Source organism: Streptantibioticus ferralitis (assembly GCF_029223525.1).
In the GTDB taxonomy this organism is placed as follows: Bacteria; Actinomycetota; Actinomycetes; order Streptomycetales; family Streptomycetaceae; genus Streptantibioticus_A; species Streptantibioticus_A ferralitis.
In genome coordinates this window covers 331,039-352,423 of the sequence record NZ_JARHTQ010000005.1, presented here as the reverse complement: position 1 = coordinate 352,423, position 21,385 = coordinate 331,039, and the positions used below count along the sequence as shown (strand labels likewise).

Here is a 21,385-nt window from a genome sequence, read left to right as displayed (position 1 = left end):
CCCGTACCCGGGAGGTCTGTGGGCTCGCCCCCTAAGAGGGTTCGGGGGGCTCGCCCCAGGAAATCTCCGCCGCGTCGGCGCGCAACCACGGTGTCGTGGTCCGGCGGTAGCCAACTCACCGCACCTGGCGAATCCCGTCCGCCGCGGGCGCCCCCGGTCAGAACCCGGGTCCGCCCGGGGCATCGCCCGCCGCCGCCAGGCGCCCCCAGAGCAGATCGGCCAGATGAGCCACCAACTGGCTGCGCTCGCAGGGGCGTTCGCCGAGCCACCAGTCACCGGCCGCGTGCATCATGCCGACGATTCCGTGGCCCCAGACCCGGGCAAGCTCCTCGCTGTTGGGGCCGAGGTCGAGGCGTTCGGCGATGATCTTCGCCAACTCCTCGCCGAGTCGGCGCAGTAGCGGCGCGGAGTGGCGTCTGGTGTCGAAATCCTTCTCGGCGTCCGCGGCCTCGGTGGGATGCATCAGAAAGCGGTACACCTGCGGGCGCGCCTCGATTGCCGCCAGGTACGCGTCCAAGGTGGCCTCGACCCGCTCGCGGCGGGCGGCCGGGGTGTCCAGCGCGGCACGCAGCGTGTCCAGCAGCGCGTCGGTGTGGCGCTTGGCGAGCGCGCGGTACAGCCCGCTCTTGTCACCGAAGTGGCGGTAGAGGATCGGTTTGGTGATCCCCGCCTCGGCCGCGATCGCGTTCATGGACGCCTCGGGCCCGTCGCGCAGCACCACCCGGTCCGCGGCTTCGAGCAGCTCCCGACGCCTGTTCTCCGCCGCCTGTTGCTGGTCCAGTCGCTGGCTGGTCTGCACTCGAGCCTCCCCGCCCGTTCGATTCCGCGCTGTGCGCAACGTACTGCATTTTCCGCGGAATGCCGCAACGCTCTGCGGCTCTCTCGCGGCCCGGCCCCGGATCCGGCGCGAGTACGGCCGCTGGGCGGACCGCGGTTGACATCCTTACTCGCTGGTAACACACTGCGGTTACCGCAAGTAACAAGCAGGTGGAGGGGAACGATGGGCGACTTCGGCCTGGAGCTCAACGACGACCAGAAGGGGGTCCGCGACTGGGTGCACGGCTTCGCCGCCGATGTGATGCGCCCGGCCGCCGCCGAGTGGGACGAGCGCGAGGAGACCCCGTGGCCGGTGATCCAGGAGGCCGCCAAGATCGGCCTGTACTCCATGGACTTCTACGCCCAGGCGTTCTTCGACCCGACCGGCCTCGGCATCCCGGTCGCCATGGAGGAACTGTTCTGGGGAGACGCCGGCATCGGCCTGTCCATCGTGGGCACCACGCTGGCCGCCGTCGGCGTACTCGCCAACGGCACCGAGGAGCAGATCGGCACCTGGGTCCCGCAGATGTTCGGCACCGCCGACGATGTGAAGGTCGCCGCCTTCTGCTCCTCCGAGCCGGATGCCGGATCGGATGTCTCCGCCATGCGTACCCGCGCGGTCTACGACGAGGCCAAGGACGAATGGGTGCTGAACGGCACCAAGACCTGGGCCACCAACGGTGGCATCGCCAACGTCCATGTGGTCGTCGCGGTCGTCGACTCCGAACTCGGCGCCCGCGGTCAGGCGTCGTTCATCGTCCCGCCGGGCACACCGGGCCTGTCCCAGGGGCAGAAGTTCAAGAAGCACGGCATACGCGCCTCGCACACCGCCGAGGTCGTCCTGGGCCAGGTGCGGGTCCCGGGCTCCTGTCTGCTCGGCGGCAAGGAGAAGCTGGAGGAGCGGCTGGCCCGCGCCCGGGAGAAGCAGCGCGCGGGCGGCGAGCGGATCAAGAACGCGGCGATGGCCACCTTCGAGGCCTCCCGTCCGGCGGTCGGTGCGCAGGCGGTCGGTATCGCCCGGGCCGCGTACGAGGTCGCCCTCGACTACGCCAAGACCCGGGTCCAGTTCGGCCGCCCCATCATCGACAACCAGGGCGTGGCCTTCACTCTCGCCGACATGCGGACACGGATCGACGCCGCCCGGCTGCTGGTGTGGCGCGCCTCGTGGATGGCCACCGCGGGCAAGCCCTTCACCGCCGCGGAGGGGTCGATGTCCAAGCTGTATGCGGGCGAGACGGCGAAGTGGGTCACCGCGTCGGCCATGCAGATCCTCGGCGGCAACGGATTCACCCGTGAGTACCCGGTGGAGCGGATGCACCGGGACGCCGCCATCTACACCATCTTCGAAGGCACCAGCGAGATCCAGCGACTGGTGATCGCCCGCACCATCTCGGGTCTGCCGATCCGCTGAACCATCGCGTTCCCGGTGTCTTGGGCGTCACGTCGGACGGGGGTAGATGTAAGGGGCATCAGTCCGCTATGCTTGCCGTGTCGGGCGCCGCTTCCCCCGTGCGGCGCCCGCATCATCCTTCCCCCGTACGGCAGTTGACGTCGAGGGGCCGGGGCGCCAGGTCTTCGAGCGCCTCCGTGATGGGCTCCGCGGCCCGTGCCGGCACCGGGTCCGCGGGCCGTCCCCGTTCCGCCGCGCCAGCGCCCTCGGCGCCTCGGGTGCGCCGTCGCCAAGAGGGGCCCGGCGCTCGCGGATCGCCTGGGCCCCGGACGCCGTCGCCGAGCGCAGCGCCACGGTGAACGCGTCGGCCTCCGGTTACCGGCGGCGCGTCGCGACCCGGCAGATGAGCCTCCAGTGGCATCCCGCCACGCCCCGTCAAGGTCAGTGCGTCCTTGGCGAGTTCACCCGCCCGGGGTGACGGACCACGGTGCCGCACAGGCTCCGCGCGGGCCCGGCCGACCGCCTGGTCCCAGGCCGGCCGCGCCGAGCGGAAGTCAAGCAGCGCCTCACACACCTGCCGGTGGCGGCGGCGCTCCGCCGGGTGGAGATAGTAAGGAGAATCGCGGCAAAACGGATGGCTCCGTCGTTGTGGGCAGTTCGTGGAGGGGGCGGTGTGGGCCGTGCTCTTTCCGGCCGGATTTCCGGCCGGAAAGATGCGTACCGCATCAACTCGCGCGATGGATACACACCTTCTGGTTCAATGGGGCCATGGCCAGCTTGATTGACACCGCGACGGGTCGTAGTGACCTTGAGCCGTTCTGGCCGTCCCGGCAGGCGCACCACTTCGACCGTCTGTGTTGCCGCGCGACCTCCGCGCGGGCCCGCGTCCACGGCTGAACCGTCAACGGCCACTGCCGTCGTCACCGCCCGGCCCCGCGCACGACGTCCATGCGTCCCCTTCGCGCGAAAGAGCCGAGACCCCATGTCGAACATCTCGAACACCCAGCCCCTGCACGCCCCCGTACCGGCCCGGCAGCGGCTGCGCGCCGTACGCCCTGACGAGGTGGTTCCGGCGCCGGACTTCCTGCCGCCCGGCGCCACCTGGATGCCAGCTCCCGGACACACCCTGCCCGCTGTGGCCGGACAGCCGCCGATGGTCGGCTATCTGGTCCTCGTCCCCGCCGACCAGGCCCCACCTTCGGTGGCGGCCGGGCCCGCGGAGTCGGACGATCCGATCCAGATCGATCTCGACCGCCGCACGGCGAGCATCGACGGCCGTGTGCTGGATCTGACCTATCTCGAATTCGAGCTGCTGGCACACCTGGTGGCCCATCCGCACCGGGTGCACACCCGTGACCAACTGGTGAACACGGTCTGGGGCTACGGCCATGTCGGTGACGGCCGCACCGTCGACGTGCATGTGGCACGGCTGCGCCGCAAGCTCGGCCCCGAGCACCGGGCGGGCATCGTCACCGTCCGCCGGGTCGGATACAAGTACGCGCCGGTCACCCGCGACTGACCGGCGCCCAGCTGGCCGCGGGGTCCGAGCGGCGGGCGCCGCGGCACGGTGGCGTGACCATGGTGCCCCTGGCACCGTTGTTGGTGCTGGGTCGTCCGGGCGGGGAACCAACAGCCGTGGGATGGACGTCCTGACATCCATCACCGATGCTCCGACCGGCTTAAGGATGCGCCAGCGATGAACGCGAACCAGGACGCCGACCGATCAGCGCCGGACACCGCGCCGCCCCCCGAGGCCCCGGAGGACCCCCAGCCGCGGCGCCAGCGGCAACGCGTCGACGTGCGTCGCCGGTTGATGGCGCTGCGCCGCTGGTAGCCCGCGCGAGCCGGCACTCAATGGCCGACCCCGTTCCACCGCCACGGCCGGTCAACCCGTAGCCTTACCTCCGCGTTCACCCGCGATGTGGAAGGCGAGGCACCACCGATGCCCGAAGTCAGCCCACTGGATGCGGCCGTAAGCGGCCCGTTCGGCCCGCACAATCTCCCCTACGGGGTCTTCACCACCGCCGACGCCCCCGGATCACCCCGGATCGGCGTCCGGATCGGTGACCATGTGCTCGACGCGGGCGCCGCCGCCCGAGCCCTCGGCTCCGAGGACGCGGAACTCCTGGCGCATCCGGTGCTCAATCCGCTGATGGCGGCGGGACGGCAGACCTGGCAGCGGGTGCGCGGTGCGCTCACCGAATGGCTCACCGAGCCCGAGCACCGGCGGACCGTCGAACCGCTGCTGCACCCGCTGGAGGCGGTCGTGCTGCGACTGCCGTTCGAGGTCGCCGACTACGTGGACTTCTACGCCAGTGAGCACCACGCCACGACCGTCGGCCGGATCTTCCGGCCGGACGGCGAGGCGCTGACGCCGAACTGGAAGCATCTGCCCATCGGTTACCACGGGCGGGCCGGCACGGTCGTCGTCTCGGGCACCGATGTCGTACGTCCGGCCGGTCAGCACAAGGCAGCCCATGATCCCGAGCCGGTCTTCGGCCCCTCGGCGCGGCTGGACTTCGAGGCCGAGGTCGGCTTCGTGGTCGGCACTCCGTCGCGGCAGGCGGAGCGGGTGCCGCTGGACGCGCTGGCCGACCATGTCTTCGGTGTCTGCCTGGTCAACGACTGGTCCGCGCGCGACATCCAGGCCTGGGAGTACGTACCGCTGGGACCGTTCCTCGGCAAGTCCTTCGCGACGTCGGTCTCGCCGTGGATCGTTCCGCTGGACGCGCTGCAGGCCGCACGGGTCGCACCGCCGCCCCGGGACGCCCCGTTGCTTCCGTACCTCGACGACGCCAAGGCCGAGGGGTGGGGGCTGGACCTGCGCCTTGAGGTGGCGCTGAACGGCGAGGTCATCTCGCGTCCGCCGTTCGCCGCGATGTACTGGACGGCGGCCCAGCAACTGGCCCATATGACGGTCAACGGCGCTTCCTTGCGCACCGGCGACCTCTTCGCCTCCGGCACGGTCAGCGGTCCGGGCGACGACGAGCGCGGCTGCCTGCTGGAGCAGACCTGGAACGGCCGTGATCCGCTGCGCCTTGGCGGCGGAGCGTCCCGGACCTTCCTGGAGGACGCCGACGAGGTCACCATCACCGCGTGGGCACCGGCTCCGGACGGCAAGCGGATCGGATTCGGCGAGGTCACCGGCCGGGTGCTGCCCGCAGTGCGGTAGCCGGCCACCGGCGGGCCCGGTCGCGGTCGGGCCCGCCCGGGGCACGGCGCACAATGGCCCTATGAGCGATACGGAGGGGAACGGCCGGTCTTCGGCGGACGGCCCGGCACACCAGCCCGAGGGAATGCGGCAGCTCGGTGGGCAGTTGCACGCACGGCTCGACCGGATGGAGCGGTTGCTTCAGGACGCGGCGGCCGCCGAGCCGCGCGCCGAGCGGACGGCCGTGCCCGCCTGGCGACGCTCTACACAGGGCGAGCAGCGTTGGGCGGTCACCGTGGCGATCGTCGTCGCCGTCGGCCTGCAGTGGGCACTGCCACCGCGGTTCACCATCCACCCGCACTGGCTGCTGCCGCTGTTGGAGATCATTCTGCTGGTGGGGCTGGTCGCCGCCAGTCCGTACCGGATCGAGCGGCACTCGCGACCGCTGCGCACCGCCAGTCTGATACTGACCGCGCTGGTCAGCGTGGCCAACGGCTGGTCCGCCTTCAGCCTGGTGCGCGCCCTGGTGCGCGGTACGGCGGGGGCGGACGCCGGGCCGCTGCTGATGACGGGTGCCGGAATCTGGATCACCAACATCATTGTCTTCGCGCTCTGGTACTGGGAGTGGGACCGGGGCGGTCCGGCCAGTCGGGCGGCGGGCGCGAGCCCGTACCCCGACTTCCTCTTCCCGCAGATGCAGGAGCGGGAGCTCGCCCCCGCACACTGGGAGCCGGGCTTCCTCGACTATCTGTACGTCTCGTTCACCAACGCGACCGCGTTCAGCCCCACTGATGTGATGCCGTTGTCGCGCTGGGCGAAGATGCTGATGCTCGGGCAGTCCCTGGTGTCGTTGATCACGGTCGTACTGGTCATCGCGCGCGCCGTCAACATCTTCAAGTGACACGGCGCTTGGTGACGACGGCGCCCGGACCGGCTGCGCGGCCCGGGCGACCAATCGCTTTCACGCTACCGCGAGACGACCGTCAGTAGCGGATGACGCTCGGCCGTTTGGCGGGCGCGTGGGGAGTACGGGCGACGCCGCTGCCCTGCGTCATGGAGAACGAGCCGTTGGACAGCGGGCCCGGTGAGTAGCCGCCGCTGGTGAACGTCTGCGGGTTGGCGGCGTCGAACGGCTGACCGTCCACCGTCACTCCGGAGAAGTCCAGCCTGCTGAAGGACGGATAGCTCTGGGTGGGGGACTCGATCACCGCTTCGGCGCTGACGTTCTCGCCGCCGAGGTTCTGGTCTACGTGCTCGGTCCAGCCCTTGGTGTTGTCGGTGAGCGTCAGGGTGTAGCTGCCACCGCCGTTGGAGACCACCGAGGCCGTGATGCTGTCGCCCTCGGATACCGGGTCGTTCCAGTACACCGGCGCGGCGGGGTACATCTCGTACCAGGCGGAGAGCACCGGCGAACCGCTTGAGCAGTCGGTCTGCACGCCGGTCTGCTCGACGGTCTGCGAACCGTAGCCGTCCAGGCCGACCCAGGGGGCGAACAGGTCGTTGCTGCTGTTGCAGGTGACATGCGGTTCGGTCCAGGAGCCGCTGATGGTGCTGAAGCTGCCCGAGGCGACGTAGCCGCCCCAGTTGCTGTCCTGGAAGCGGCCGGCGTGCGGGCCGAAGCCCGCCGCTGTGGCGGCCGCTGACGACCCGGCACCTGCCGGGACGAGAGCGGCGGCCGCGAGCAGCAGACTCGCGGCCGCTGCCCTGCCGGTGAAGCGATTACGTCTTGTTCCTGCATTCGTGCCCATGTACCGGTCTCCTGTGGGGGATGGAGTCGATGTTCGGGGGCCTGTCAGACCGGGGTTCATCGTGGGTCTGGCCTGCGTGAACCCTCAAGAGCCAAGCGCCAACCGGAACCCGCCATGGCGAGAACATGACACAATAGTTGGTGGTGGCGGGTACCGCTCGTCGAGCTTCACCCGCCCGGAACCGAAGGGCGGTCAGGGTGTTCCCAGCCGGTTTCCACACGGTGTCAGGCGGAACCCAGTCGGCCTCTGCGTCAGTGCGCGCGGCCTCGGGCGGTCTGCTCGAAGGCCTTGGCATCCCTGAAGCGGAACAGAACACCTATCTACGTGTACTGGCCTGTCCGCACTGTACGGCAGCTGGTCTCGCCGCGGAGCTCGGCATCACGCCCGACCGCGCCGAGCGACTGCTGGCCGCGCTCACCCAACGCGGTCTGGTCACCCGGCATGACGGCGTTCCGGCCCGCTGGTCGGCCGCCGCTCCGGACGTCGCCGTCGAGGCGCTGCTGCTACGCCGAGAGGAGGAACTGCTGCGAACTCGCGGCCGGGTGAGCGAGCTGATGCGGGCTTACCGGCGGTCCCAGCAGCCGCAGGCGGCCGACCTCGTCGAGGTGGTCACCGGCCAGGCCGCCATCGCCGAGCGCTGGCGGCAGATGCAGGACGGCGCACGGCGGCACCTGCTGCTGTTCGACAAGCCTCCGCACATCTCGCGCACCGACACCGAGCTGGAGCGCTCCTTGCTGGGCCGGGGAGTGCGCATCCGCGCGGTGTACGAGGCGGGTTCGGTCAGTGCCCCCGGCCGACTGGCCGAGATCCGCGATGTGGTGGCGGCGGGGGAGGAGGCCCGGATGCTCCCGGAACTCCCGTGCAAGCTGGCCATGGTGGACGACCGCTGGGCGATGCTGCCGGTCGCCACCGGGTCGGAGTTGAGGGCCGCGGTACTGCTCCGTGCCTCGTCCCTGCTGGACGCGCTGGCCGGGATGTTCGAGGCGTACTGGCACCGGGCGGTACGGGTGCCCGACGTGATCGGCCCGGCGCGGGGGGCGGGCGACCGCAAGGGTGAACTTCTGACGCTGCTTTCGGCCGGGTTCACCGACGACAGCATCGCGCGGCAGTTGGGCGTCTCACCGCGCACCGTCCAACGGTGGGTGCGTGAGGTGATGGACGCGCTCGGTGCGCGCACCAGATTCCAGGCGGGCATCCAGGCGGCTCGCGCCGGACTGCTGTAGCGCCTTACGGTTTGTGATGTTTTGCCGAGGACTTGCCGCTATGAGTGTGGTGTCCGACCGGTGGCGCGCCGGGCGAAATTATTTCTTGAGGAATCCTGCGTAATTTCGGACGGCGGTCGTCGGGCCGGCCAACGCGGGTGACGCTGCGTCAGGCGCCACCCTGAGGCCGCTCCGTTGCCAGCCCTTGGCTAATGCGTTACCGCAGGTAGGTGCAGTTGCGGCAAGGGGCCACGGATGGCGTCGGGTTGGCGGTGTTGCCGCCGGTCGAGGGGTTGCGGATCTCGAACACCCCTTCCATATGGGGGGCGTGGCCTGGTTACATGGGTGTTTCGCGGTGCCCGTGAGGTGGTTGCGGCCTTGTCCCGAGGCGGTCCGTTCGGCTAGCTTCCTAGCGCCAGACACCACTCAGCGGGGTGGCAGTTTCGCTGCATGTCATGGGCATGCCTGACCTGTCATCCATGTGCTACCCCCACCCCTGTCGTGCCCCAATCACGTCAGGGAGCAGCACGCGCACGAGTGGCGATTTCCCGGGATCGCGTCCGGATCGCTCCACCCGACGAGGGTGGCGACCGCGCCGTCCCCATCCCCCCAGGGAGGGCCGTTCATTGCACATATCGTCTCCCTCCGCGCACAAGCGCAAGCGCGGACTTCGTAAGGGCACCATCGCCGCGGCGTCGCTCAGCGCGTTGGTCGCCGGTACCTACGCGCTCGTCGCTCCGGCGGGTGCGGCGTCCACGACGTCGGCCACCGCCAGCCAGCCGCAGGTCAAGCGGATGTGTTCGCAGCCCAGCAAGCCGGGCATGATGGCCTGCCTCGGGCTGGTGCGGACCGACATGGTCAAGCACCACGTGGCCGGCGCCAACGACACCCCGCAGGGCTTCGGCCCCGATGACCTGCGCAAGGCGTACAACCTCACCGGGGACGGCTCGGGCCAGACGGTCGCCATCGTCGACGCCCAGGACGACCCCAACGCCGCGCAGGACCTGGCCGCCTACCGCAAGCAGTACGGGCTGCCGGACTGCGGCGACGGCTGCTTCAAGAAGATCGACCAGAACGGCGGCACCAACTACCCGTCGGCCGACGCCGGCTGGGCCGGTGAGATCTCGCTCGACCTGGACATGGTCTCGGCCATCGCGCCCAAGGCCAACATCCTCCTGGTCGAGGCGAACTCGGCGAACATGAGCGACCTCGGCGCGGCGGTCAACCAGGCCGTCAAGTCCGGTGCCAAGTTCGTCTCCAACAGCTACGGCGGTGGCGAGGACGCCTCGGACGCCCAGGCGGACACCCAGTACTTCAACCACCCCGGTGTCGTCATCACCGCCTCGGCGGGCGACTCCGGTTTCGGCGTGGAGTACCCGGCGGCCTCGCCGAACGTGACGTCGGTCGGCGGCACCTCGCTCACCAAGGACTCCAGCTCCCGCGGCTGGACCGAGAAGGTGTGGGGTACCAGCGGCGGCGGCGAGGGCACCGGCTCCGGCTGCTCGACGGTCGCGGCCAAGCCCAGCTGGCAGAAGGACACCGGCTGCGCGAAGCGTACGGTGGCGGACGTGTCCGCCGTCGCCGACCCGGCGACCGGTGTGGCGGTCTACGACACCTACCAGTCGAACGGTTGGCAGGTCGTCGGCGGCACCAGCGCCTCGTCGCCGATCATCGCCAGCGTGTACGCGCTGGCCGGTGCGCCGTCCTCGGGCAGCAACCCGGCGTCGTTCCCGTACAAGAACCCGTCCGCGCTGAACGACGTGACCTCGGGCTCCAACGGCTCGTGCAACCCGTCGTACCTGTGCAACGCGGGTCAGGGCTACGACGGCCCGACCGGTCTCGGCACCCCGAACGGCCTCAAGGCGTTCACCGGCTGACGTCCGTCAGGTAGTACACCGGGCCCCGGCCGCGCTCCATGCGGCCGGGGCCCGGTGCCATGCGCTGAACCGGCCCGGCGAGGGCTGATTCCCGATCACGCCCACCGGGGTAGCGGTGTGTTGGGGCAGGTGGCCGGGAACTGCCGTGGAACGCCTTGGAGTACGGCCAGGGGGGCCGCCACAGGGTCGAATGTCCCGCTTCGTAGGTGAATTCCGGTCAAGGAGTGGTCATTAGAGGGCAAATAATCACGCAGGGAGGTAAAGCATTTGATAGTAAAAACAAAACACTCTTGTCCTGGTCATGACCTGCCAGATGGGATCGCCGCAGTCGTCTGAGTACGACTTCCCTCCATACAAGGAGAGTTCATGCGAAGAGTTCGTCCCCGGCCGCGCGCCGTGGCCGCAGCCGCCGGGGCCACCGCCCTTGCCGCCGCTGCGGCGATTTCCCCGCTGAGCGGGACAGCGGCCGCCGCGCCGCAGGTCAAGGCGGTCCCGGCGATCGCAGGCCACTCCCTGATCAAGGGCGTCGGTAGCCCGCTGACCACGGAGCAGTGCCAGGCGAAGTGGAAGCTCGCCTGCTACAGCCCGCTGCAGTACCGTCAGGCGTACAACCTGAACCCGCTGTACAAGAAGGGCGTCACCGGCAAGGGGCGCACGATCGTGATAGTCGACTCGTTCGGTTCGCCGACGGTCCAGCACGATCTGGACGTGTACAGCAAGCAGTTCGGCATCCCCAGCACCAAGGTCGAGGTCAAGAAGTGGGGCAACGTCCCGCCGTGGGACCCGAAGAACGCCGACATGACCGGCTGGGCCGGGGAGACCACGCTGGACGTCGAGATGGCCCACGCCATCGCGCCGGACGCGAAGATCGTCCTGATCGAGACCGCGGTGGCGGAGACCGAGGGCGTCACCGGCCTGCCGGAGATGATGGACGCCGAGAAGTGGGCGATCGACCACAACATCGGCGATGTCATCACCCAGAGCTTCGGGGCCACCGAGAACACGTTCCCGGGCTTCGACAAGGGTGACTTCTCCAGCATCAACAACCTGCGGTACGCGTTCAAGGACGCGGCCAAGCACGGTGTGACGGTGCTCGCGTCCTCCGGTGACGGCGGCGCGACCGACAACACCGCGGACGGCAAGGGCTACTACAAGTACCGGGTGAACTCCTGGCCGTCCTCGGACCCGCTGGTCACCTCGATCGGCGGTACCCAGCTGCACCTGAACGACAAGGGCGACCGCATCAAGCCCGAGAGCGTGTACAACGACCATGGCGCCGGCGGTGGCGGGCAGTCACACGTCTTCACCCGCCCGGCGTTCCAGAACAGCGTGAAGAACGTGGTCGGCACCCGCCGCGGTACCCCGGACATCTCCATGGCCGCGGCTGTCGACGGTGGCGCCTGGGTCTACTCCAGCTACGACCCGACCTCGGTCGGCTGGGACGTCTCCGGCGGCACCAGCGAGGCCAGCCCGCTGTTCTCCGGCATCATCGCGCTCGCCGACCAGCAGGCGGGCCACCGGGTGGGCGACATCCACAAGGCGCTGTACAAGCTGAACAGCGAGTCCGCGCACAACCCGAACACCGGGATCGTGGACGTCAAGGACGGCACGAACAACAGCTACGCGGGTGTCACCGGCTACACCGCGGTGAAGGGCTACGACATGGCGACCGGCGTCGGCACCGTCGACGCGGTCCGCTTCGTCCCGGCCCTCGCGCGTGCGAGCTGGATGCGCTGATTCTCCCCGGGGGGTGATGGTTCTCCGGGGGGTTTCAACCCCCGGGTCCCCCGAGTGACCGAAGGCCCGGCCCCCTCTGCGGAGGGAGCCGGGCCTGCCGGTGTTCGGACTTCGATGCGTCGGCCTAGCGGTGCCACGGCTCGCCGGACCGCACCTGGCGGACGTACCGCTCGATGAGCCTGCGCAGCACCCGCACGGTGGCGTCGATGTCCCGCTCGTCGATGTCGTGCAGTGCCTGGTGCAGGCTGTCGCGGTTCGAGCGGCGCAGCCGCGACAGAACGGACGTGCCCATTGGCGTGATCGTGATGTTGCGCGCACGGCGGTCGGTCTGATCGGGGGTGCGCTCCACCAGCCCCTGCAACTGGAGTTGCGCCACCTGGCGGGTCACATGGGAGGGCTCCACCAGCAGTCGCGCGGCCAGATCTCCCACCCGGCAGGAGCCGCCGTCGTTCTCCAGCGCCATCAGCAGGTGTACATCGGACCTGCCTATCTGGACATCCGCCTTGGTCACCGAGCGGTCGTGCGCCTGTGGGCGGGTGAGCAGGTACGACAGCGAGAGCAGAACCCGTTCGAGGGCGGCGGTGGCGTCGTCGGCATCGCAGGCGTCGGCGGCGGCATCGGGCATGCCGGGAACTCTAGCGGCGAAGCGGATCGCGGGCGGCGGATCGCCTGGTATCGGCCAAGTTCTGTCCGGTGCCCCCCGAGCCCTGTTTCGAGGACCGGCACCGGAGTTAGCGTGGCAACAGCATTAATTGCCTTTGTTAGGTATCTAGTTGCCAGGTACCGGGTCGACCCGATGGAGGACAGGCCCTATGCGAGTCAGTGTCGACACTCACCGCTGCTGCGGCTCAGGCCAGTGCGTGCTGGCCGTACCCGAGGTCTTCGACCAGCGCGAGGAGGACGGGATCGTCCGCCTCCTCGACCACCGGCCGCCCGCCGAACTCCACGCCGATGTCCGTACCGCCGCCACCGTCTGTCCGTCCGGAGCCATCGAAGTGCACGAGGCGTAACCGCGCGGGCGCACCCGCACCGGGGCCGTACCGCCGCGTTCCGCACCTGACCGTGAAGGAGATATCCGCGATGACGACCGCGCACCCCGTAGAACCGCTGAGCTTTCCCGCACCCCGGGGCGCCTGCCCCTTCGCCCCGCCACCCGCCTACGAGCAGGCGCGCCGGGAGCAGCCGGTCAGCCGGGTCACCCTGTGGGACGGTTCGCAGTGCTGGATGGTCACCCGGCACGCCGAGGTCCGCACCGTACTGCGCGACCAGCGGTTCAGCTCCGACGCCAGCCTCCCCGGTTTCCCCTTCGTCACCGACGGCCGACGTGCGCTCGCCAACGAGACCATCAGCAACTTAATCCGCCTTGACGACCCCGAACACGCTCGGCTGCGCCGGATGCTCACCGCTGACTTCATGATCAAGAAGACCGAGGTGCTACGGCCGCGGATACAGCGCATCGTCGACGACTTCCTGGACCGGATGGTCGCGCACGGCGCGCCCGCCGACCTCGTCACCGAATACGCCCTGCCCATACCGTCGTTGGTGATCTGTCTGCTGCTCGGGGTCGACTACGTGGACCACGCGTACTTCCAGGAACGCAGCCGGGTCATGCTGCACAACCACTCGACGGTCGACCAGATCCGGCAGGCTCGCGACGAACTGACCGACTACCTGCAGCAGTTGGCGGAGCGCAAGCGGCGCGAACCCGATGACGGCATCATCAGCCGTCTGGTGGCCCGTGGCGAGCTCGGTGACGACGAAGTGGCCACCATGGGCCTGCTCCTGTTGGTCGCGGGCCATGAGACCACCGCCAACATGACCTCACTGTCCGCGCTCGCGTTGCTTCGCGACCCGGCCCAACTGGCCAGGCTGCGGGCCGAACCCGCGCTGGTGAAGACCGCGGTGGAGGAACTGCTGCGCTTCCTCAGCATCGTGCACAGCGGGCTGCCCCGGGTCGCCACCGAGGACATGGTGGTCGGGGGCGAGACCATACGCGCGGGCGAGGGCGTGCTGTGCATGATCTCCGCGGCCAACCGGGACGAGGAGGTGTTCGCCACCGCCGACCAACTGGACCTGGCACGCGAGTCACGCCGTCATGTCGCGTTCGGCTTCGGCGTCCATCAGTGCCTCGGCCAGCCGCTGGCCCGTGTGGAGTTGCAGATCGCCGTGGAGACCCTGTTCCGGCGCCTGCCGGGGCTGCAACTGGCCATCCCCTACGAGGACATCCGCTTCCGTACCGACATGGCGATCTACGGTGTCCATGAACTGCCGGTGACCTGGTGACGCGACCGTCACGGTGACCGGCGGCCCGTAAGGGCCCGGGGCCTGGACCGCTTCCGACCGCTCCGGGGCGGTCCAGGCCCATGCGAGGGCGCCGTCGTGAGGTGCCGTCAGCTGCGAGCGGGCACGCCGGGCGCGTAGGGCTCGGCGGGCAGGATCGGCGTCGTGATCACCGCCGGTGTGCTCGGCGCCGCGGGCACGGTCGGCGTGCTGGGTACGGTGGGCGTGCTGGGTACGGTTGCCGTGCTTGGCAGGGCGGGGGGCTGGGTCGGGCTGGGCAGGTTCGAGACCGACAGACCGCTGGCGGTGAGGACCGCCGAGACGACGCTGACGGTGGACAGCGCGGCGGCGTTGACCGCGTCCAGGATCTTCGTCGGGTTGTTGGTGTCCACGGCGTTGACCACGGAGTTCAGCAGCGCCTCAAGCTGGCTCACCGCCTTGGTGACGAGGTCGTCGGAGGCGTCCGCGGCCGTACGGGGCGCGAGCGTGGCGCCGGCGTGGGGGCTGGGCGAGGCGGACGCCGCCGGGGCGGCGATCTTGCCGGTGGCCGAGCCGGTACCGCCCGGCTTGGCGACCACGCCCGGCTTGGTGGTCTTGCCCGGCTTGGCGACCACGCCCGGCTTGGTGGTCTTGCCCGGCTTGGTGGTCTTGGCGGTCTTGGCGGTCTTGCTGGGTTTGCTGGTCTTCCCCGGTGCGGCGGCGGTGGGGGTGCTGGCGGCCATGGCGTCCAGCTGCCGCTTCGCCTGATTGACGAGTTGGGTGACCTTGGCGGGGTCCTGCTTTCCGGCCATGGCCGCCTGCAGTGACTCGACGACCTTGCTGACCGCGCCGAGGTTGGCCAGCTGACTGAGGGCCGCGTTCGGGTCGGGCGCCTGGACGGCGGGCCGGGCGGGCGGATCAGCGGTGACGGCGGCGGCCGCGGCACCGACGGTGCCGAGCGAGAGCGCGGCGACCGTGGCGGAGGAGACGAGGATGCCGGTCTTCCGGGATATACGCATGTGGGCCAAATCCCTTCACGTACGGGGCGGGCTTCAGACTCGACCACCGTGCGAGAGGTGACCACGCAGCGCAACTGGTGGTGCGCCATACGTGACGAAGGGGCGGGCCCGTGTCGGATACGACGAGGCCCGCACCCAGTGCGCACCGAACGGCAACGTCACACGGCCGGTTGGCCGCTCCCCGCGGGCGGATCACCGAGCAGGGCGTGTATGTAGAGGGCGAGGGTGTCCTCGGTGAAGTACGAGCTGTAGGAGATATCGGGAGTGTCGCCGCCCGTGTGGTAGCCGCCGATCACGCCGATCAGTGCGTAGCCGAACGGGTCTCGCACCAGGAAGGGCCCGCCGGAGGTGCCGTCGATGTACGCCGCGCAGGCGATCTCCAGGAAGTCACCCGGGGCGCCCGGATCCGTGCTGGTGTACTTGTCCGTGGAGGACCAGCAGTCCAGTGGCTTGGGATGGCTGGCGTCGCTGAACCCCGGATATCCGATGAGGCGCACATGGGAATGCGCGTACCCCGGGTAGGGCGCCAGATCGAAGCCGCCGACCACGTCCTCGACCTCACGCCCGTCCTCCCGCGGCGCAAGCCGTTCCACCGAGTAGTCCCAGCGAGCGCCCTTGCCCGAGCCCAGCGAGTAGTACCGGGGATCGATGTAGATCGCCTGAACGGGGAAGATGCCATGCGGCTTGAGTCCGTCGTGGTACTGCGGGACGAACGACAGATACCTCTTGGGGTCCGGGTGGCTCAGGCAGTGCCCGGCGCTGACCACCAGATCGCGCCGCGGGCTGCGGACGACGGTCGCCCCGCAGAAGCGGCCGACGTTGTTCCCGTCGGTCCAGAAGAACGTGCCCACCTGCGGCAGCCCGTTGAACGGATGGCTCGGCGGTACGGCCGCGTCGGACTGTAGCGGCGCCGAACTCGGCTTGCCGTCCGCGACCGGCTGCGCCGCCTCCATGCGCTGCGCCGTCCAGTACGAGTCGACGGTGCCCGCGGCCGCCGGCGCCGAACCGCCGGGCGAGGGGGGTGGCGGCGCGGCGGCGTACGAGGCGGGGCCGGGGTAGACGACGGCCAGCGCTCCGAGGAGCACGGCGGCGAGGGCACGAAGAGCGGTCGATCTGCGCATGAGCGGTTCCTCCACGGGAAACGGGTGCGGGACCGGCGACACGAGCGGCACAACGCTGTCATCGTCTTACGAACGGCAGGTGAGTGACGAGTGGTCAGCGCGCAAAGACCCGGGGGAGGTGGGGGCCACGGGGTCGGCGGGCCGTTCTCAGGAACCGTTCAGGATCGTTCCCTATCAACTCCTCATGCACTCAACGCGAATGACGCAAGTACCGACGACGCATCGCAGGCGCGGCCGGGTCCGGCGCGCTGTTCCGTTCCTGGCCGCCGCCACCGCACTGGTGGCCGCGGCCACCTGTGTCGCGGCCAATGCCGGTCCCACCCGTCCGACCGCCGCGCCGCGGGTCGACGGCAACCGGGTCGACGTCCCCGTCCAGGGCGGTACCGCCACCATCGACACGGCCACCCTGCGGGTGACCGCGCGCACCGACGACGGCCGTTCCGTGCGGCTGTCCGACGCGCCCGCCACCGCTCCCGGTACACCGGGACGTATCACCGTCTCCGACGGCGCCGCCCACTGGAGCTATTCCGGATCCGGGCTGGACTTCACCGCCCGCCCCGACCACGGACGGCTGCAGATCACCGCCGCAGCACACCGCGACACCACCTTGAACTGGCCGGTCACCGGCACCGACCCGGCCGCCGACGCCGTGCAGTTCCCGCGCGGTGAAGGGCTCTCCGTTCCGGTCCATGACCGGTTCTGGAACTCGCCCGCGGCCGGGCTCGCGGGCAGTGACGCCGACATGTCCTCCGACCTGAGCATGCCCATGTGGGGCTACACCATCGGCGGGCGCGGCGTCAGCTACCTCGTCCCCACCGATATCGGCAGCACCCTGCACTTCGCCTCCGACCGGGGTCGGCTGCACACCACCACCAGCCACCGCTTCTCACGCGCCAACGCCACCGGCGACTACACGGTCACCTTCGCCCTGACCGACGGCTCGCCGGTCGCCACGGCCGTCGACTACCGAGGCTGGCTGGCGCAGCACGGCCAACTCGGCAGCCTGCGCGACAAGATCGCCGCCAGTCCGCAGAACGCCAAGCTGCTCGGTGCGTTCCACGCCTACCTGTGGGGCGACGCCCGTACCCCCGACGGCATCGCGCGCCTGAAGAAGCTGGGCGTCTCCCGGATGTGGCTCGGCTACGACGCCGATGACTCACCGATGAGCCCCGCCGCCGTGAGCGCCGCCAAGAAGGCGGGGTATCTGGTCGGCCCGTACGACTCGTTCGCCAACGGCCAGGACCCCAAGACCTCGGACAGCCCCACCTCCACCTGGCCCGGCACGGTGTACCCCGACTTCTGTGTACAGAGCCCGGACGGCAAGCCGTTGAGCGGCTTCCACGGCCGCGGCTGCTACCTCAGCTCGCAGGCGTTCGAACAGGCCGAGCCCACCCGCCACTACCTCGCGGACCGCGCCCGGCAGATGACGGCCAACGGCGTCAACAGCTACTTCCTCGACGTGGACGCCGCGGGCGAGTTGTACCAGGACCACAGCGCCGCGCACCCCATGACCCAGGCCCAGGACCGGGCCGACCGGCTGGCCCGGATGAAGCGGCTGTCCGGTGACGACAAGCTGGTCCTCGGCTCGGAGGCGGCGGGTGCCTGGGCCAACCAGGTCCTGGCCTACGACCACGGCTCCACGACGCCCGTCGCGGACGGCCTGTGGAAGCTGGAGAAGGACAAGCAGGCCTGGGGCGGCTACGCCCCGGCCAAGGCGCCCGGGACCTTCTTCAAGCCGGTGGGCCTGCCCGCGGACCTGGCCACCGCGATGTACGACCCGCGGTACCGGGTTCCGCTCTACGAGACGGCGCTGCACGACTCGGTGGTCAACGTGGAGCGCTGGGAGCTGTCGTTCGACAAGCTGCCGCAGCAGAAGAACACCCGCGCGCTGCTCGCCATGCTGTACAACATCCCGCTCAACTTCGTCCTGGACGGCCCCTCGTTGCAGCAGCACGGCGCCGAACTCGCCGCCCTGCAGAAGTACTTCGCCCCGCTGCACCAGGCCGCGGGCGCCCAGCCCATGACCTCGTTCCGCTACCTCACCGGCGACCACCAGCTGCAGCGCACCGTCTTCGGCGACGGAACGCTGACCGTGACCGCCAACTTCGGCGCCACCCCGCACGACGGGCTGCCCGGCGGTTGCGTCGACGCCTCGTTGCGCGGTGAGCACCGCGCACACCGGCTCTGCCCGGCGGACGTCACCGGCTGACGGAGCGCATGGCCGACCGTAACGATCCGGCCAGGAGCGGGAGAAGCATTTCCGCCATGGGCATGGAAGTGTTGTCACCCGCTGTCCAGAGACAGGAACACCGTGGTCAGAGCAGGTCTGGAGAAGGATCCGGCGGAGGTCGCCGCCATGTTCGACGAGGTCGCGCAAGGTTACGACCGCACGCGTGCCCGGTTGTGGCTCGGCCGGATGAACAGTTGGGGCCGCCGGACGGCCGAGACCGTTCAGGCCGCGCCCGGCCGCCGGATCCTCGATGTCGCAGCGGGCACCGGCACCTCCGGCATGGCGCTGACCGCCCGTGGCGCGCGGGTCGTCGCCTGCGACTTCTCGGCAGGCATGCTGGCCATCGGCCGCCACCGCCATCCGGCGATGGACTTCGTCGTCGCTGACGGTCACCAACTGCCCTTCGCAGAAGGGACGTTCGATGCCGTGGCCATATCCTTCGGGCTGCGCAACGTCGCTGACGCCCCGCAGGTGCTGGCCGAGATGCTCCGGGTCACCCGGCCCGGCGGGCTGCTGGCGGTGTGCGAGTTCAGCCTGCCGGTGACACCGGTGCGGCGCGCGCTGTTCCGTACGTATCTGCGGCATCTCGTCCCGCTGATCGCCCGCAGGGTGAGCAGCAATCCGGAGGCGTACGCCTACCTGGGCGAGTCCATAGAAGCCTGGCCGGATCCGGCGGTCCTCGGTGCGCGCATCACCGCCGCCGGTTGGGACCGCGTCCGCTGGCGTCCGCTCGACGGCGGAGTGGTCCATCTGCACACCGGCACCGCCCCGCACGGCTGACCGCGGCCGATACCGCAGCCTTGGGGGTGACACGTGGACGTGCCGCCCCCAAGGCGGTGCCGTCGTACCCAGCACCCGCCGGGTGGGAGAAGGGCTGTTCCACCGGACGGGTGGACAGCGGCAACGGGACGCGTACGCCATGCGCTCGGCGGGCGGCCAGGGGAAGAATCGGCACATGGCTGACAACGAGATTCTGCGCTGGCACGAAGAGGCGATCGACTTCTTCACCACTGCGGTGCACGCCGTACACGATGACCAGTGGGACGCCCCCACCCCCTGTGCCGACTGGTCGGTGCGCGATCTGGTGAACCACCTGACCGTCGAACAGCTCTGGGTGCCGGACCTCGTGCTCGACGGGGCGACCATCGCGGACGTCGGCGAAGCCTACGACGGGGACCAGCTCGGTGATGACCCGGTGAGCGCCTGGGACCGTGCGTCAGCCGCTTCCTACGAGGCGTTCCGCATGCCGGGCGCACTCGACGGCACGGTCCATCTGTCCTACGGGGACAGTTCGGCGAGCGCCTACTGCGCCCAGATGACCACGGACGCGGCCGTCCACGGCTGGGATCTGGCCCGGGCGATCGGCGCCGACGAGAAGATGCCGGAAGAACTGGCCACCGCGTGTCTACGCGAGGTCGAACCGTATGCGAAGGGCCTGTCCAAGAGCGGTCTGTTCGCGCCGGCGGTGAAGCCGCCGGCCGGGGCGGACGACCAGACCAAGCTGCTGTGCCTGCTGGGGCGGCGCCCCTAGAGGCGCCCGAGCACGGGCCGCCGCGCGTACACCTCGATCTCGATCTTCATACGGGGATCCGCGAGGCCGCACACACGCGATGACCGCAGCCCCCTGGTCGCACGGTTCCTGGAGGTGGCGCGCGATGCGTCCGGCCGGGACGCGAGCGCGCGTCGGGACTGATCCGACGACGGTGGTGCGCGGGTGCGGTCCGGCGGCGGTAGCGCGCGGCGGCGTACCCGAAGGGCCGTCATGCGACGGTCCCCGGCAACTGCCGGGGACCGTCGATCGACAGGCCGCTGGATGGAGCCTGGTCAGAAGTGCCCGAGGAAGCCGCGGTGACCGCCCCAGGCCCAGTTGCCCTGCCAGCCATCGTTCCAGAGGTGGTGGTGATGGTGGTGATGATGGTGGTGGTGGCGGCAGTGCTTCTGGTGCTCGGGGTGGTTCCAGGTCGGAGTCATGGCCTGGGCCACGCCGGCCAGCGGCAGGACGATGGCGGCGGAGAGGAAGGCGGCAGCGGCGCCTCGGGCAAGGGACTTCTTCACGATCGAGCTCCTCGAATCGCGCGAATGGGACGTAAGTGACGCTATGTGCGCCGCGGCGGTCTGTCGCGGCGAGCGGGAGTGTCGCTGCTCCATCGGGGCGGTGCCCGCCGGTGGGATGGGGAGGGGTGGCATGCGGGCATCGCGGAGTGCGGCTCCGAGGAGTGCTGGTGACGGTGCGAGAGGTACGCGAAACAGGTGATTCAGCCGTTGAACGTCACCATTGCGCCGACTGCGGCACGGGTATTCACCTGTTCGAGGGGCATTGCGCCACAAATAGGGCAGCCGTGCGTTGGTCAGTGTCCCAGCCGCCTGTCGGCGGGGAGCGTGATCCGCTGATCTTCATGCATGAAAGGACTCGAGCATGTCGCGTATCGCCAAGGCTCTCGTGGTGACCGCCGTAAGTGGGGCCGCTGTCGCGGGCAGTGCCGGACTGGCTGCGGCCGATTCGGGTGCCGCCGCTGCCGCAGTCGGCTCCCCGGGTGTGATCTCGGGCAATGTCATCCAGGTGCCGGTTTCGGTCCCGATCAACCTCTGCGGCAACACGATCGACGCCGTCGGCATTCTGAACCCCGCTTTCGGCAACGCCTGCATCAACCGGTAAGCCCTCGCGGGGACATACCCCCCGCGACGCGTCCGCTACGGCCGAAGGGCCTGCTGCACGGCGCCCACCCGCGAATTCCCCGGGTGGGCGCCGCCGTGTTCTCGGCGGCCCGCGTGGCCGCAGGCCCGCTGCCTGCCAGGTGGAGGCGGAGCATCAACCGATCGGTGGATGCTGTCCAC

21 protein-coding genes are annotated in these 21,385 nt (G+C 69.9%); 15 read left to right on the top strand and 6 right to left on the bottom strand.

The window, feature by feature from the left end; genetic code table 11:
* Positions 1-157: 157 nt before the first annotated feature.
* On the bottom strand, positions 158-799 hold the full coding sequence (locus P2L57_RS10790; protein ID WP_275811874.1) for a TetR/AcrR family transcriptional regulator: 642 nt from the start codon (positions 797-799) through the stop codon (positions 158-160).
* A gap of 201 nt (positions 800-1,000) precedes the next feature.
* Between P2L57_RS10790 and P2L57_RS10785 the strand changes: the two genes are divergently transcribed.
* The 6 genes from P2L57_RS10785 to P2L57_RS10760 all read left to right on the top strand — a co-directional run bounded on the left by P2L57_RS10785 (position 1,001) and on the right by P2L57_RS10760 (position 6,258).
* A complete protein-coding gene (locus P2L57_RS10785; RefSeq protein ID WP_275811872.1) occupies positions 1,001-2,227 on the top strand; it encodes an acyl-CoA dehydrogenase family protein in 1,227 nt (408 codons plus the stop codon).
* A gap of 747 nt (positions 2,228-2,974) precedes the next feature.
* A complete protein-coding gene (locus P2L57_RS10780; protein WP_275811870.1) occupies positions 2,975-3,103 on the top strand; it encodes a hypothetical protein in 129 nt (42 codons plus the stop codon).
* An 85-nt stretch (positions 3,104-3,188) separates the two neighbouring features.
* Positions 3,189-3,725, top strand: a complete 537-nt coding sequence (locus tag P2L57_RS10775; RefSeq protein WP_275811868.1) for a winged helix-turn-helix domain-containing protein — start codon at positions 3,189-3,191, stop codon at positions 3,723-3,725.
* A 177-nt stretch (positions 3,726-3,902) separates the two neighbouring features.
* Positions 3,903-4,040, top strand: a complete 138-nt coding sequence (locus P2L57_RS10770) for a hypothetical protein (protein WP_275811866.1) — start codon at positions 3,903-3,905, stop codon at positions 4,038-4,040.
* 108 nt (positions 4,041-4,148) lie between these two features.
* The gene (fahA, locus tag P2L57_RS10765) at positions 4,149-5,378 is read left to right on the top strand and encodes a fumarylacetoacetase (protein WP_275811865.1); all 1,230 of its coding nucleotides are present in this window, start codon (positions 4,149-4,151) and stop codon (positions 5,376-5,378) included.
* A 61-nt stretch (positions 5,379-5,439) separates the two neighbouring features.
* Positions 5,440-6,258, top strand: a complete 819-nt coding sequence (locus P2L57_RS10760) for a hypothetical protein (RefSeq protein WP_275811863.1) — start codon at positions 5,440-5,442, stop codon at positions 6,256-6,258.
* Between the two features lie 82 nt (positions 6,259-6,340).
* On the opposite strand, the gene P2L57_RS10755 is transcribed toward P2L57_RS10760, so the two are convergent.
* Complete coding sequence (locus P2L57_RS10755) at positions 6,341-7,105, bottom strand: G1 family glutamic endopeptidase (protein ID WP_275811861.1); 765 nt, start codon at positions 7,103-7,105, stop codon at positions 6,341-6,343.
* 254 nt (positions 7,106-7,359) lie between these two features.
* On the opposite strand from P2L57_RS10755, the gene P2L57_RS10750 reads away from it, so the two are divergent.
* The 3 genes from P2L57_RS10750 (at position 7,360) to P2L57_RS10740 (ending at position 11,921) form a co-directional block, all read left to right on the top strand.
* The gene (locus tag P2L57_RS10750) at positions 7,360-8,328 is read left to right on the top strand and encodes a helix-turn-helix domain-containing protein (RefSeq protein ID WP_275811859.1); all 969 of its coding nucleotides are present in this window, start codon (positions 7,360-7,362) and stop codon (positions 8,326-8,328) included.
* A gap of 605 nt (positions 8,329-8,933) precedes the next feature.
* Positions 8,934-10,184 (top strand): S53 family peptidase, encoded by a 1,251-nt coding sequence (locus P2L57_RS10745; protein ID WP_275811857.1) that lies wholly within the window; start codon positions 8,934-8,936, stop codon positions 10,182-10,184.
* Positions 10,185-10,550: 366 nt separating this feature from the next.
* Positions 10,551-11,921, top strand: coding sequence for a S53 family peptidase (locus tag P2L57_RS10740; RefSeq protein WP_275811855.1), 1,371 nt, complete (start codon positions 10,551-10,553; stop codon positions 11,919-11,921).
* A 124-nt stretch (positions 11,922-12,045) separates the two neighbouring features.
* Here the strand turns inward: P2L57_RS10740 and P2L57_RS10735 are convergent, their stop codons facing one another.
* Positions 12,046-12,546 (bottom strand): MarR family winged helix-turn-helix transcriptional regulator, encoded by a 501-nt coding sequence (locus tag P2L57_RS10735; protein ID WP_275811853.1) that lies wholly within the window; start codon positions 12,544-12,546, stop codon positions 12,046-12,048.
* A gap of 187 nt (positions 12,547-12,733) precedes the next feature.
* On the opposite strand from P2L57_RS10735, the gene P2L57_RS10730 reads away from it, so the two are divergent.
* A complete protein-coding gene (locus P2L57_RS10730; protein WP_275811851.1) occupies positions 12,734-12,931 on the top strand; it encodes a ferredoxin in 198 nt (65 codons plus the stop codon).
* Positions 12,932-13,001: 70 nt separating this feature from the next.
* On the top strand, positions 13,002-14,204 hold the full coding sequence (locus P2L57_RS10725; protein WP_275811849.1) for a cytochrome P450: 1,203 nt from the start codon (positions 13,002-13,004) through the stop codon (positions 14,202-14,204).
* 107 nt (positions 14,205-14,311) lie between these two features.
* Here P2L57_RS10725 and P2L57_RS10720 read toward each other — a convergent pair whose 3' ends face one another.
* Complete coding sequence (locus P2L57_RS10720) at positions 14,312-15,199, bottom strand: hypothetical protein (RefSeq protein ID WP_275811847.1); 888 nt, start codon at positions 15,197-15,199, stop codon at positions 14,312-14,314.
* 158 nt (positions 15,200-15,357) lie between these two features.
* Positions 15,358-16,320, bottom strand: coding sequence for a trypsin-like serine peptidase (locus tag P2L57_RS10715; protein ID WP_275811845.1), 963 nt, complete (start codon positions 16,318-16,320; stop codon positions 15,358-15,360).
* A gap of 199 nt (positions 16,321-16,519) precedes the next feature.
* Here P2L57_RS10715 and P2L57_RS10710 point away from each other — a divergent pair, with 199 nt between their 5' ends.
* The 3 genes from P2L57_RS10710 (at position 16,520) to P2L57_RS10700 (ending at position 20,081) form a co-directional block, all read left to right on the top strand.
* The gene (locus P2L57_RS10710; RefSeq protein ID WP_275811843.1) at positions 16,520-18,529 is read left to right on the top strand and encodes a glycoside hydrolase; all 2,010 of its coding nucleotides are present in this window, start codon (positions 16,520-16,522) and stop codon (positions 18,527-18,529) included.
* 102 nt (positions 18,530-18,631) lie between these two features.
* A complete protein-coding gene (locus P2L57_RS10705; RefSeq protein ID WP_275811841.1) occupies positions 18,632-19,330 on the top strand; it encodes a class I SAM-dependent methyltransferase in 699 nt (232 codons plus the stop codon).
* A gap of 175 nt (positions 19,331-19,505) precedes the next feature.
* Complete coding sequence (locus tag P2L57_RS10700) at positions 19,506-20,081, top strand: TIGR03086 family metal-binding protein (RefSeq protein ID WP_275811840.1); 576 nt, start codon at positions 19,506-19,508, stop codon at positions 20,079-20,081.
* Between the two features lie 293 nt (positions 20,082-20,374).
* Here the strand turns inward: P2L57_RS10700 and P2L57_RS10695 are convergent, their stop codons facing one another.
* On the bottom strand, positions 20,375-20,605 hold the full coding sequence (locus P2L57_RS10695; protein WP_275811838.1) for a hypothetical protein: 231 nt from the start codon (positions 20,603-20,605) through the stop codon (positions 20,375-20,377).
* Positions 20,606-20,966: 361 nt separating this feature from the next.
* Between P2L57_RS10695 and P2L57_RS10690 the strand changes: the two genes are divergently transcribed.
* Positions 20,967-21,206, top strand: coding sequence for a chaplin (locus tag P2L57_RS10690; RefSeq protein ID WP_275811836.1), 240 nt, complete (start codon positions 20,967-20,969; stop codon positions 21,204-21,206).
* Positions 21,207-21,385 lie beyond the last annotated feature (179 nt).

Excerpts from the sequence above, each read along its gene's own strand:
- P2L57_RS10785 (WP_275811872.1), top strand. The coding sequence starts at position 1,001 with ATGGGCGACTTCGGCCTGGAGCTCAACGACGACCAGAAGGGGGTCCGC.
- P2L57_RS10780 (WP_275811870.1), top strand. The coding sequence starts at position 2,975 with ATGGCCAGCTTGATTGACACCGCGACGGGTCGTAGTGACCTTGAGCCG.
- P2L57_RS10775 (WP_275811868.1), top strand. The coding sequence starts at position 3,189 with ATGTCGAACATCTCGAACACCCAGCCCCTGCACGCCCCCGTACCGGCC.
- P2L57_RS10770 (WP_275811866.1), top strand. The coding sequence starts at position 3,903 with ATGAACGCGAACCAGGACGCCGACCGATCAGCGCCGGACACCGCGCCG.
- fahA (WP_275811865.1), top strand. The coding sequence starts at position 4,149 with ATGCCCGAAGTCAGCCCACTGGATGCGGCCGTAAGCGGCCCGTTCGGC.
- P2L57_RS10760 (WP_275811863.1), top strand. The coding sequence starts at position 5,440 with ATGAGCGATACGGAGGGGAACGGCCGGTCTTCGGCGGACGGCCCGGCA.
- P2L57_RS10755 (WP_275811861.1), bottom strand. The coding sequence starts at position 7,105 with ATGGGCACGAATGCAGGAACAAGACGTAATCGCTTCACCGGCAGGGCA.
- P2L57_RS10740 (WP_275811855.1), top strand. The coding sequence starts at position 10,551 with ATGCGAAGAGTTCGTCCCCGGCCGCGCGCCGTGGCCGCAGCCGCCGGG.
- P2L57_RS10735 (WP_275811853.1), bottom strand. The coding sequence starts at position 12,546 with ATGCCCGATGCCGCCGCCGACGCCTGCGATGCCGACGACGCCACCGCC.
- P2L57_RS10730 (WP_275811851.1), top strand. The coding sequence starts at position 12,734 with ATGCGAGTCAGTGTCGACACTCACCGCTGCTGCGGCTCAGGCCAGTGC.
- P2L57_RS10725 (WP_275811849.1), top strand. The coding sequence starts at position 13,002 with ATGACGACCGCGCACCCCGTAGAACCGCTGAGCTTTCCCGCACCCCGG.
- P2L57_RS10720 (WP_275811847.1), bottom strand. The coding sequence starts at position 15,199 with ATGCGTATATCCCGGAAGACCGGCATCCTCGTCTCCTCCGCCACGGTC.
- P2L57_RS10715 (WP_275811845.1), bottom strand. The coding sequence starts at position 16,320 with ATGCGCAGATCGACCGCTCTTCGTGCCCTCGCCGCCGTGCTCCTCGGA.
- P2L57_RS10710 (WP_275811843.1), top strand. The coding sequence starts at position 16,520 with ATGACGCAAGTACCGACGACGCATCGCAGGCGCGGCCGGGTCCGGCGC.
- P2L57_RS10700 (WP_275811840.1), top strand. The coding sequence starts at position 19,506 with ATGGCTGACAACGAGATTCTGCGCTGGCACGAAGAGGCGATCGACTTC.
- P2L57_RS10690 (WP_275811836.1), top strand. The coding sequence starts at position 20,967 with ATGTCGCGTATCGCCAAGGCTCTCGTGGTGACCGCCGTAAGTGGGGCC.